The organism is Methylophaga sp. F7, assembly GCF_056863975.1.
Window position 1 is genome coordinate 2,341,147 of sequence record NZ_CM166511.1, and the last position, 12,187, is coordinate 2,353,333.

The window sequence follows — 12,187 nt, forward strand, 5'->3', positions numbered from 1 at the left end:
CTATCGATAAGGCGCATCAGCCTCCCGATCAGCAGCGATTTCCGGTTCATATTTATCACCAATCGCCAGTAACTGCTGTTTGTCCATAATATTTTCACCACGATTTTCAAAGTGATAGGCAAATACCCGGGTTTCTACTATCGAATCCACGGGACAGGATTCTTCACAAAAACCGCAGTAAATACATTTGAATAAATCAATGTCATAACGCGTGGTTCGGCGGGTGCCGTCTTCACGGGGTTCGGTATCGATGGTAATCGCCAATGCAGGGCAAACTGCTTCACATAATTTGCAGCCAATACAGCGCTCTTCACCATTGGGATACCGACGTAAAGCATGTAAACCGCGGAAACGTGGCGATTGTGGCGTTTGCTCTTCGGGATATTGCACCGTGACCTTGCGCGAAAACAAATGTCGACCGGTCAGCCGTAATCCCTGCACTAACTCCCACAGCAGAAAACTCTTAAAAAAGTGACGAATTGACTCATTCATGGACTTGTCACCTCGACGATGTTGTTAAACCAGGGCCCGATATCGAACACCTGCATGGTCGAAATAATCACCAGCCAAACTAATGTGACTGGTATAAACACTTTCCAGCCGAGACGCATCACCTGATCATAACGATAGCGAGGAAAGGTGGCGCGGATCCATAAGTAGATAAATAAAAACATACTGGTTTTCAGTAATAGCCAGACCAGTCCCGGCACCCAGGCAAACATCGACTCTAAAACCGGAATACCTTCAAAAGGTGATAACCAGCCGCCCATAAACAAGGTGGCGGCCAGAATCGAAATCAAAATCATATCGGCGTATTCAGCGAGGAAAAATATCGCAAATGCCATACCGGAATATTCCACATGGAAGCCGGCAACAATTTCGGATTCACCTTCGGCAATATCAAACGGTGCGCGATTGGTTTCCGCCACACCAGAGACAAAATACACCACAAACAACGGTAACAAAGGTAACCAGTACCAGTAAAAAATACCGCCTTGCTGAGCCATAACAATCTCACTCAGGTTCAAGCTACCAGCGGCAATCAGTACGCCTACCAGGGCAAAACCCATGGCAATTTCATAGGAGACTACTTGAGCGGCACTGCGCATCGCGCCTAAAAAAGCATAGCGTGAATTGGAGGCCCATCCAGCAATCACAATGCCGTAAACACCCATTGAGGTAATAGCCAGTACATATAACAAACCGGCATTAATATCGGCCAACACCATGCCAGCGTCAAACGGGATAACCGCCCAAGCTGCCAAAGCAGGACCAATTGCTAATACCGGTGCCAATACAAACAAATAGAGATTGGAGCGCGTGGGCAAGATGATTTCTTTAAGTAATAACTTCAGACCATCAGCAATCGGTTGCAGCAGGCCACGCGGCCCAACACGATTGGGGCCAATACGCATCTGGATATAGCCAATCACTTTGCGTTCTGCCAGAGTCAGATAGGCTACCGCCAGCATCAATACCGACACAATCAGCAAAATTTTGCCTATATTGGGTAACAAATGCTGGGTGAGCAGATCAAGCATCAGCTGTCTCCAGCATGGCTGATAATTCTACATCACCAAAGGCTAATGTTAATTTGGCACTTAATGGCGAGGCTGCAGCTAGATAAACCATGCCCTCAGCAACCTGTTCATCTATCAGTACGGTGGTCGATACGGAGATTTCACCCTGCTGAATATGCACCTGATCCCCCTGATGTAGACCTGACTGCTCAGCCTGTATCGGATGAATCCGCAAGGTATCCAGAAACTGATTTTCCGGTGTTAATTGCAGGGCTTTACTATGTCTGACCAGACTGTCTGTACGATATATCGGCACCTCTGAAATCAGCTGCAAACCGTCAGCCTGAGAAATTTCAGCTGGAATATACAAACCGTGTTTAACCGGAGAATGCCGGTTCAACTGATCCTGCAACTCCTGGCGCACCCCTTCTGAAGAAACATAATCAAACCCGTTGAATTTTGAAATATTGCCCAGTACCCGCAGAATTTTCCAGCCTGGACGACTTTCTCCCGGTGGTGCCACTGCGCCGGTAAAGGACTGCCATTGATGATCCAGACCGACAAATGTACCAGACGTTTCTGCAAATGCCGCCAAAGGCAGCAATACGTCGGCATACTCATGAAGACTGTTGCAATGAAAACTGTTTATTGCGACTACAAAACCGGCTCGTTGTAAGGCAAGTTGGGCAGCAGAGGGATTGGAACAGTCAAATTCCGGTTCAATATTCATTAATACATATGCACGTAACTGCTCTTCCCAGACCGTTTTAGCATCCAGGCCAGGCTTTACGTCTTTAATCATTTCGTTATGCGGTAAAGCGCCGGCCAAATGCAAAGCCTGACTATTCGCTTCCGGTAGAATTAACAGCCGTGCTCCTGTCAGTTTACTAATAAGCGCCGCCATTGATCGAATGACTGCTGCCTGAGGGTGCTGATTGGCTAATGCACCAACAACAATTAATGGTTGATTGCCATTAGCCAGCTGCATCGCAATATTCTGCTCGGTTGCCGAGGCCGCTTTTTCAGGAATCAGATGTTGCCAGGCTGCAGCAGCCTCCTTATCCAAATGTAATAACGCTTTGGTAATGCCGCTGAGCAAGGCGAATAGTTGTGCCGTATTCACCACCACCTGACGGTCTGTCGGCATCAGCAAATCGGTTTTGAAGAAATTAATATCACTGACCAGCCCGCCGGCATAAGCCGACTGGCGAATTCGATGGGCTAACAGGGGCGCTTCACTGCGAACATTACAACCCAATAAGACAATCGCATCACAATCTTCAACTTCTGCCAGGCAGATTGGGCTGAATTGCTCCTGCCCTGCGTCACTGAAATCCTGCTGCCGTAAGCGATGATCAATATTCTGACTACCAAAATTACGTAGCCATTTCTGGAACAGATAGGCTTCTTCCAATGTAGCTGTGGGGGATATCAAGCCGGCAATCTGATCGGCACCATTTTTGGTTTTAACGTGTTTGATTCCTTCTACTGCAAACTCAAGAGCCGTCTGCCAATCGGTAGTCTGCCATTCACCATTTTGCTTAATCATGGGATGCAGCAAACGATCAGGATGTTTTAAACCAAGATAACTGAAACGATCCCGGTCTGAAATCCAGCTTTGATTTACGGATTCATTATCTCTGGCAACCACACGCATAACATCATTCTGCCGGGTATGAATCTCCACACTGGAACCCACGGCATCATGCATCGCAATTGACGGGTGGGAAGTCATCTCCCAGGCCCGTGCTTTATAACGGAAAGGTTTGGAAGTCAGTGCACCTACCGGACAGATATCAATGATATTGCCTGATAACTCCGACGCCAGACTGTGTTCAACATAGGTACCGATTTCCATATGTTCACCACGGCCTGTCGCACCCAATTCTTTGATGCCGGCAATTTCCTGCCCAAAGCGCACACAACGGGTACAGTGGATGCAGCGGGTCATATCGGTTTGCACCAGCGGTCCGATATCCTTGTCTTTCACAACCCGTTTTTTCTCACTGAATCGGCTTATGCCACTGCCATAGCCCAGCGATAAATCCTGTAATTCACACTCGCCGCCCTGATCACAAATCGGGCAATCCAACGGGTGATTGATCAGCAGAAATTCCATAACGCCACGTTGTGCTGCCAGCGCTGTTTCTGACTGAGTAAATACTTTCATTCCCTCTGCAACTGGCGTGGCACAAGCTGGCAAGGCTTTACGAGCCTTATCGACTTCAACCAGACACATACGGCAGTTGGCCACTATCGACAGGTTTTTGTGATAACAAAAACGCGGAATATCAATACCCGCCTCATCAGCAGCCTGAATAATCATTTTGGCTGAATCCACTTTAAGTGGAATGCCATCAATTTCGATATTAACCATAGTTCAACTTCAATTCTGGTTCATCAACCAGGCAGCGTTGGTGATCGATGTGATACTGAAATTCATCGCGAAAATGCTTGATAAAGCTGATAACAGGCGCGGCTGCGGCATCGCCCAGAGCACAGATCGTATTACCGTTAATGTTGTTCGCAACATCTACCAGACGATCCAGATCTTCCTGACGGCCTTCGCCATTTTCAATGCGTTTAATAACGCGATATAGCCAGCCGGTGCCTTCACGACAAGGGGTGCACTGACCGCAGGACTCCTCGTAATAAAAATAGGCGATGCGCTCCAACGCTTTGACCATGCAGGTGGTTTCGTCCATTACAATCACTGACCCTGCCCCAAGCATCGAACCTGCCTTGCCGATACCGTCATAGCTCATTGCGGTTTGCATCATGACATCTGCAGGTACCACAGGTGTCGAACTGCCACCGGGGATAACGGCTTTAAGTTTGTTGCCATTGCGGACACCACCGGCGAGTTCCAGTAATTCTGCAAAGGGCATTCCCAATGGCACTTCATAATTTCCCGGTTTATTCACATGGCCGGTCATGCAGAAGATTTTCTGACCGCCGTTATTTGGTGTGCCCAGCTCATGAAACCAGTCCGCACCATGTTGCAGTATGACCGGCACCGAGGCTAACGTTTCGGTATTGTTTATTGTGGTTGGCCGGCCGTATAAACCATAGCCTGCCGGGAATGGGGGTTTGTAACGCGGCTGGCCTTTTTTGCCTTCCAGGGATTCGAGTAACGCCGTTTCTTCACCGCAGATATACGCACCGGCCCCAGGATGGGTGTGAAGTTCAAAATTAAATCCACTACCAAGAATATCCTTGCCTAAATAACCCGCTTCACGTGCTTCAATTAATGCTTGTTCAAACCGTTCAATCGGCTCAAAAAACTCACCACGAATATAGTTGTAGCCACGTTGGGCACCAATGGTATAGCCGGCGATAATCATGCCTTCAATCAGCTGGTGCGGGTTGTAACGCATAATGTCACGATCTTTACAGGTGCCTGGTTCGCCTTCATCCGAGTTGCAGACAATATATTTATCCCCTGGCATACGCCGCGGCATAAAGCTCCATTTCAGCCCGGTTGGAAAGCCAGCACCGCCGCGTCCACGTAGTGCCGAATTTTTGATGGTCTCAATAATACTTTCCTGACGGGTCTTTTCACGGAGAATTTTCTCCAGTACTTCGTAACCGCCAACGCTGCGATAAGCTTCCATCGACCAGGGCTGGTCAAGGTGCATGGTGCGAAAACAAACCTGGTTTTGTTGCATCATTTCACCCCGTCTAAAAGCGTATTGATTTTTTCCACGGTCAGATGCTCATGGTATTCACGATCCAGCAATAGCATGGGGGCACCGACACAAGCTCCCAGGCACTCTACTTCTTTTAATGTGAATTTGCCGTCAGCAGTGGTTTGCCCAAAACCAACCCCCAGCTTTTTCTGTATATGTCTGGCGATGTCTTCCGAACCACAAAGCTGACAGGAAATATTGGTACAAAGGCTGATTTTATGCTGGCCCACCGGTTTAAGTTCAAACATCGTATAAAACGTAGCGACTTCAAACACACTGATAACCGGAATATCCAGATACTCCGCCAACGCACGCATCAATCCCTCGCTTAGCCATCCTTCATGCGCATCCTGCAGAATATGCAAAGCCGGTATGACCGCTGATTGAGCCTGGCCTGGTGGATATTTACTGATCCAGCTATCCAGCTGTTGGCGGATGGATTCACTGAACAACTGATCCCGGTGGCCTGTGAGTTGCAACTCTGCTGTCATCGGTCAATCTCCCCGAAAACAATATCCATGGTACCGATAATGGCCACCACATCAGCCAGCAAGTGGCCTTTAGCCATTTCGTTCATTGCGGCAAGATGGGGAAAGCCCGGGGCACGTATTTTCACGCGATAAGGTTTATTGGCACCGTCCGAAACCATATAAATACCAAACTCCCCCTTGGGATGTTCTACGGCGCTATATACCTCGCCTTCTGGCACACAATAGCCTTCAGTAAACAGTTTGAAATGATGAATTAATGCTTCCATATCATCTTTCATATCCGCTCTGCTGGGAGGCGCTATTTTGACATTATCAACAATCACTGGCCCCGGATTGACTCGCAGCCAGTCAATACATTGCTGCATGATTTTATTGGACTGACGCATCTCTTCAATGCGTACCAGATATCGATCATAACAATCCCCCTCTTTACCCACCGGGATATCAAAATCCAATCGGTCATAAACTTCATAGGGCTGCTTGCGCCTTAAGTCCCATTCCACACCACTGCCACGTAGCATTGGTCCGGTAAAACCAAGTTGCAGCGCGCGTTCCGGCGATACCACACCAATTCCTACGGTACGTTGCTTCCAGATACGGTTATCGGTCAACAGCGTTTCATATTCATCAACGCATTTGGGAAAGCGTTGACAGAAGTCCTCAATAAAATCGAGCAGGCTGCCTTCGCGGCTTTGGTTTAACTTTTTAACCTCTGCGTCAGAATGCCATTTGGATTTTTGATATTGCGGCATGCTGTTGGGTAAATCACGATAGACGCCACCTGGACGATAATAGGTTGCATGTAACCTTGCACCGGATACAGCTTCGTAACAGTCCATTAAATCTTCACGCTCACGAAAGCAATAAAGAAAGACGGTCATAGCACCGATATCCAGACCATGTGCACCAAGCCACATCAGGTGATTCAAAACCCGGGTCATTTCATCAAACAATACCCGGATGTACTGTGCCCGAACCGGAGGTTCAATACCTAACAGCTTTTCTATCGCCATCACATAGGCATGTTCGTTACACATCATCGACACATAATCCAGCCGATCCATATAACCAATACTCTGGTTATAGGGTTTGGACTCAGCCAGCTTTTCGGTACCACGATGCAACAAACCAATATGTGGATCAGCGTGCACAATAACCTCGCCATCCATTTCCAGAATCAGCCGTAATACACCATGTGCTGCTGGATGTTGTGGGCCAAAATTCAGCGTGTAATTTTTAATTTCAGCCATTATTTCTTGGCCTCGCTGCCATGCGGTTGCAGGTAACGGTTATCATCACGAATTACCCGCGGGACCAGTGTTCTAGGTTCAATACTGACTGGCTGATAAATCACCCGTTTCTGTTCGGGGTCATAAAGCATTTCCACATTGCCAATCAATGGGAAATCCTTGCGAAACGGATGTCCGACAAAACCATAATCCGTCAGAATACGTCGCAGATCTTCATGGCCTTTGAACAGGATGCCAAACAAATCAAAGGCTTCACGTTCGTACCAGTCTGCCGAATGCCAGATGCTGGTAACTGAATCAATAATGGGCGTTTCAGCAATCAGATCCACCTTAAGGCGAAGTCGATTATTGTGTTGCACCGATAGCAAATGATAAACAACGGCATAGCGAAAGCCTTCGTCCATTTCGTCGATTTGCGAAAACGGTTCACGTGCCCGACTGAAACCATGTTCAGTGGCCTGTTTGGTTTCCCAGCCACTGTTGCCATATACGGAATAATCTACACCGCATAAATCAATTAATTGGGTAAACTCAAATTCATCGCGTAATGCTTGGCATACTGGAATAATCTGTTCAGCCTCAACATGGATTGTTAATTCGCCTCGATTAAACTCACACTCCACCAGCTGATTGGCAAAATGCTGTTCCAGTTTATGTTTAAGCGATTCCATGCAACAACCTTATGCTTGTGAGCTTTTAGCGATGGTATTGGTACGTTGAATCTTTTTCTGTAACTGAATAATACCGTAGAGTAAGGCTTCAGCAGTTGGCGGACAACCCGGCACATAAATATCCACCGGTACTATCCGATCACAGCCCCGAACGACCGAATAGGAATAATGGTAGTAGCCACCGCCATTAGCACAGGATCCCATTGAAATAACCCAGCGAGGTTCGGACATCTGGTCATAGACCTTGCGTAATGCCGGTGCCATTTTGTTAACAAGGGTGCCAGCCACAATCATCACATCCGACTGACGGGGACTGGGCCGAAACACTACCCCGAAACGATCCAGATCATAACGTGACGCTCCGGCATGCATCATTTCAACTGCACAACATGCAAGACCAAAGGTCATCGGCCATAAAGAACCGGTCCGGGCCCAGTTGATTAATTTATCTGCAGAAGTGGTGACTATACCTTCGTGAAGAACGCCCTCTATTCCCATTCCAGGGCTCCTTTTTTCCATTCATAGATAAAGCCTACTACCAGAATCCCCAGAAACAGGAACATGGCCAGCAAACCAAACACCCCGATTTCATCGAGCACGATAGCCCAAGGGAATAAAAAGGCGATTTCCAGATCGAAAATGATAAACAGGATGGCAACCAGGTAATAACGCACATCAAATCTGCCATGCGTGTCTTCAAAAGGTTCAAAGCCACATTCATAGCTGGAGCGTTTTTCGGCATCAGGGCGCTGTGGCCCGATAATAAAGCCCGCAATAAGAGGCATCACACCGAAGCCAATGCCAATGATAATAAACAACAAAATGGGGAGGTATCCCTCTAACATGCCGCCCTTCCACTCTTCCGAGATGTAGTGTCTTTGTGACACCTGATAATTATTATTGTTTTTACGAAATCAAAATTATTTGATCAACTCCCGATAGTACACATTAACGTGCTGTATTTGAAGCGTGCATTTAGATGCATTTATTCATGAACATAATTCTCCAGCTTTGAGATTAATTCATCAGGGGTAATCGGTTTGCTGAAATAATATCCCTGCACATAATCGCAATTCATTATTTTGAGGGAGTTTGCCTGCTCTTCAGTCTCCACACCTTCAGCAACGACTTTCAGGCCAAGCCCATGCGCCATGGCAATGCTGGCATTAACCAATTCCCTATCGGCTGGATCAGTTGTCATATCGTTAATAAAGCTTCGATCGATTTTTAATATGGCAAAAGGATAGCGCCGCAGATAGCTAAGTGATGAATAGCCAGTACCAAAATCGTCCATCGCCATCTCAATTCCCTTAGCAGTAAAAGACTGAAATAACTCATCAGTCATCAGGTAGCCGCTAAGTAATACACCCTCGGTTATTTCCAATTCCAGCGTATTGGGCTGAACTGGGTATTGCAGTAGCTGCTGCTCTACAAAACCTAACAATCCAGGGTCACGAAACTGACAGGGAGAAAGGTTGATCGCCATGCGAAAATCTGGCTGAAGCGCCTGCCATTTTGATGCCATTTTTATAGCTGAATGCATCACAAATTCGCCAATCGAGACAATCAGACAGGTTTGCTCAGCAACAGGTATAAACTCATCAGGACCGATGGGACCCAACTGATCGTTTTGCCAACGTAACAAGGCTTCAGCACCAATCATTTTCCCCGTTGCCAACTCAATCTGTGGTTGATAAAACAGATAAAACTCGCCTCTTTCCAAAGCTCCATACATCTGTTGCTCTATCAATAATCGGCGGGTTGCATCACGGTTCATTGACTCGGTGTAATATGTAAAAGTATTACGCCCATTACTTTTAGCATAAAACATGGCTGCATCAGCTTGTCTGAGTAATTGTGAAGCATCATTTCCATCCACAGGATGAATGGCAACACCAATACTTAAGGTCATTGTGAGAGATTGCCCATCAATGCTGAAAGGCAAGCGAAATTGCTGAATCAGATTTTCAACAATTTGCGTAATTTCCTCCGTTGTCTGCAGGTCGGTCAGCAACACAATAAATTCATCACCACCAAGCCGACCAAGAGTGTCACCATGGCGAATATGCGTCTGAATACGCTTTGTGACCTGGATCAGTAAGGCATCGCCGGCAGAATGTCCCAATGATTCGTTAATTTTTTTAAAATCATCTAAATCCATACATAACACACCCACCATGTCTTTATTGGGGTGGGCCAACTTCAGCCGTTGGGATAAACGATCCAATGCCAGAAAGCGATTAGGCAGGCTCGTTAACGTATCGTATTGCGCCAGATGAAGTATTCGTTCTTCCTGCTGTTTACGTGTGGTAATGTCAGAAATAACGGCAATTAGCCCCGTCAAATCACCCAGCTCGTCATAAATATAGTCCCAGCTATATTCCAGAATTTTTTGCTGACCTTGCTGGCTAAGATTGGTGGTAACCATTAAATCTGGTGATGGCTGATGGATCACCAAATTATCGAACAATCGTTTAAATTGCTGTTGAGTGGTTTCATCCGGTTGATAATCCCAGATATGGGATCCGATCAACTCATTAGGTTTAACGCCCAGAATCTCATGATGGGCTTGATTACTGAAAGTAATTCGCCCTTGCAGATCGCATTCCAGTATCCCGCATGACACATTATCAAAGATCAAACATAACCTTGATTGACTATCCTGCAATGCAGCAATAAGTTTATTTTGCGATAACCATGAACGTTGGGTCATCAACCAGACCAGGATGGTCGTGATAGTGACAAACAGTAATCCCTTGTATGTTTGTAAACGTGACAATAACAGGGGATCTCGGGTGAACCGTTCTATAAGTTGATCTGAAAAAATAATCCATAATGTGGCAAAAATGGCATAAAACAATGCAATTCGCAGTGGTGCAAGATATCCTGCTCTTCGAGACTTATTAAGTCGACTCTGCAATTGGTTGAGTTTATTGCTTAACACCCGGTCTACCTATCCAATTCATACCATCTTAATTATTACGTTTATATTTTTTGTAACCATACTCTTTTAAGTATCGTTCATGGGTTTAATTTCTTAAAAAGACCCTAGCATAGCCATTTCGTTAATATGTACAACCTCAAGCCTTTTAGCCAAGGTCATCAATAACATTATCTTTAAGCGATTTACTTTATGTATGGACTGATTTTCGCCATTGCTGCATACGTTATCTGGGGCAGCTTCCCACTTTATTTCAGTTATCTCAATAGCGTATCAGCCGTTGAAGTGTTGTCGCACCGAATTCTCTGGTCTTTACTTGCCACCACGGTGGTAGGCCTTTTACTGGGCCGCGGCCGTAAGTTGATTAAGACTTTTGCCGATAAAAAATTATTATTGTGGCTGGCGTTATCATCATTACTTATTGCGGTAAATTGGTTGATATTTATCTGGGCAGTTTCACAGCATCGTGTGCTGGAAGCCAGCCTGGGATATTTCATTACCCCGGTAATGAGTCTGTTATTGGCGAGATGGTTACTTAAAGAACAGCTGCATCCTTTACAGGCTTGGGCCGGGGTGCTGGCCACAATTGCGTTTTTGTGGGAATGGGTCAGCCTGGGGAGCATTCCATGGGTAGGCTTATCGTTGGCCCTGGCATTTGCACTTTATGGACTCATTCGAAAAAAACATCCTGTCGATGGCGTAAACGGCTTGACCATTGAAACCTTATGGTTGGCCCCTGTTGCGCTGTTCTGGATCCTTTGGCAATCAACAAACGTTGATTACAATCTCGCATTTGGTGAGAGCTCACAATTAACGTTGCTACTTATTGGTTCAGGTTTTCTCACTGCTCTGCCTTTGGTTCTATTTGCCATGGCGGCCAGTCGAGTCGATTTATCAGTAGTGGGGTTTATTATGTACATCAACCCGACAATTCAATTTGTGATTGGCGTTTTTGTGCTCAAAGAAGCCTACCCACCGGAAAGGCTGATAACCTTTGGATTAATCTGGATAGCGTTAATATTCTTTATTGCAGGTATGTGGAAAAAGCATCGTCGACAGGTTAATCACCAATAATACGCTTTCTATAAATCGACTTATTGGGCTAACAATTTGGAATTTGCCGATTATATTCAAAAATAAAAAACCCGCTCAGCGATTTTATTCACTGGCGGGTTTTTATATATTGGTGCCGTCGGCCGGAGTCGAACCGGCACACCCTAAGGCACTACCCCCTCAAGATAGCGTGTCTACCAATTTCACCACGACGGCAATTAACTGTGAGGGATTTTTATGGAAAGTCTGGGAGATCCGCAGGACTTTCTTCTGCAGGCTGTTCAACTACCACTGAGTCAGTAACACTCTGAACACGATCAGCGTTACCAGCAAGATAAGCCAATGTCAGACTGGTAATAAAAAATACTGTGGCCAGAATGGCGCTGCTACGACTCAGGAAAGATGCAGAGCCCTGACTCCCGAACAGGCTTGAAGAAGCCCCACCGCCGCCACTGCCACCGCCGCCAAATGCAGCACCGGCATCAGCACCTTTACCGTGCTGGATTAAGATCAAACCAACTAACAATAGTGAGATCACAATGTGAACCACCAGAATCAACGCATCCATTTAA

Annotated in this window: 12 protein-coding genes and 1 tRNA gene; 1 reads left to right on the forward strand and 12 read right to left on the reverse strand. The window is 46.3% G+C overall.

Translation table 11 applies throughout. The annotated features are described in order from the left end of the window. The 10 genes from nuoI to AC08OG_RS11765 all read right to left on the reverse strand — a co-directional run bounded on the left by nuoI (position 1) and on the right by AC08OG_RS11765 (position 10,565). Positions 1-492 carry an NADH-quinone oxidoreductase subunit NuoI gene (gene nuoI, locus AC08OG_RS11720; RefSeq protein ID WP_439503936.1) on the reverse strand — a complete coding sequence of 164 codons (492 nt, stop codon included), beginning with the start codon at positions 490-492 and terminating at the stop codon, positions 1-3. Next, positions 489-1,541 carry an NADH-quinone oxidoreductase subunit NuoH gene (gene nuoH, locus AC08OG_RS11725; RefSeq protein WP_439503937.1) on the reverse strand — a complete coding sequence of 351 codons (1,053 nt, stop codon included), beginning with the start codon at positions 1,539-1,541 and terminating at the stop codon, positions 489-491. Before nuoH ends, nuoI begins: the two co-directional genes overlap by 4 nt. Next, positions 1,534-3,897 (reverse strand): NADH-quinone oxidoreductase subunit NuoG, encoded by a 2,364-nt coding sequence (gene nuoG, locus AC08OG_RS11730; RefSeq protein ID WP_439503938.1) that lies wholly within the window; start codon positions 3,895-3,897, stop codon positions 1,534-1,536. The genes nuoH and nuoG overlap by 8 nt, the downstream gene beginning before the upstream one ends. Next, complete coding sequence (nuoF, locus tag AC08OG_RS11735) at positions 3,890-5,188, reverse strand: NADH-quinone oxidoreductase subunit NuoF (protein ID WP_292353711.1); 1,299 nt, start codon at positions 5,186-5,188, stop codon at positions 3,890-3,892. The genes nuoG and nuoF overlap by 8 nt, the downstream gene beginning before the upstream one ends. Further along, positions 5,188-5,700, reverse strand: coding sequence for an NADH-quinone oxidoreductase subunit NuoE (nuoE, locus tag AC08OG_RS11740; RefSeq protein WP_482929587.1), 513 nt, complete (start codon positions 5,698-5,700; stop codon positions 5,188-5,190). Before nuoE ends, nuoF begins: the two co-directional genes overlap by 1 nt. Continuing rightward, positions 5,697-6,950 (reverse strand): NADH-quinone oxidoreductase subunit D, encoded by a 1,254-nt coding sequence (locus AC08OG_RS11745; RefSeq protein ID WP_292353709.1) that lies wholly within the window; start codon positions 6,948-6,950, stop codon positions 5,697-5,699. Before AC08OG_RS11745 ends, nuoE begins: the two co-directional genes overlap by 4 nt. Further along, positions 6,950-7,621, reverse strand: coding sequence for an NADH-quinone oxidoreductase subunit C (locus AC08OG_RS11750; protein ID WP_292353708.1), 672 nt, complete (start codon positions 7,619-7,621; stop codon positions 6,950-6,952). The genes AC08OG_RS11745 and AC08OG_RS11750 overlap by 1 nt, the downstream gene beginning before the upstream one ends. Positions 7,622-7,630: 9 nt before the next feature. Next, positions 7,631-8,119, reverse strand: coding sequence for a NuoB/complex I 20 kDa subunit family protein (locus tag AC08OG_RS11755; protein WP_292353707.1), 489 nt, complete (start codon positions 8,117-8,119; stop codon positions 7,631-7,633). Continuing rightward, entirely contained in the window at positions 8,110-8,466 is a 357-nt protein-coding gene (gene ndhC, locus AC08OG_RS11760) for an NADH-quinone oxidoreductase subunit A (RefSeq protein WP_292353706.1), read from the reverse strand. The genes AC08OG_RS11755 and ndhC overlap by 10 nt, the downstream gene beginning before the upstream one ends. A gap of 140 nt (positions 8,467-8,606) precedes the next feature. Next, the gene (locus tag AC08OG_RS11765; RefSeq protein ID WP_482929588.1) at positions 8,607-10,565 is read right to left on the reverse strand and encodes a putative bifunctional diguanylate cyclase/phosphodiesterase; all 1,959 of its coding nucleotides are present in this window, start codon (positions 10,563-10,565) and stop codon (positions 8,607-8,609) included. Positions 10,566-10,754: 189 nt separating this feature from the next. On the opposite strand from AC08OG_RS11765, the gene rarD reads away from it, so the two are divergent. Further along, a complete protein-coding gene (gene rarD / locus AC08OG_RS11770) occupies positions 10,755-11,636 on the forward strand; it encodes an EamA family transporter RarD (RefSeq protein WP_292400020.1) in 882 nt (293 codons plus the stop codon). A 110-nt stretch (positions 11,637-11,746) separates the two neighbouring features. Here rarD and AC08OG_RS11775 read toward each other — a convergent pair. Both AC08OG_RS11775 and secG read right to left on the reverse strand, forming a co-directional pair. Then, positions 11,747-11,831 (reverse strand) — tRNA-Leu (locus tag AC08OG_RS11775). Positions 11,832-11,850: 19 nt separating this feature from the next. Next, positions 11,851-12,183 (reverse strand): preprotein translocase subunit SecG, encoded by a 333-nt coding sequence (gene secG / locus AC08OG_RS11780; protein WP_292400023.1) that lies wholly within the window; start codon positions 12,181-12,183, stop codon positions 11,851-11,853. Between the last annotated feature and the right edge of the window lie 4 nt (positions 12,184-12,187).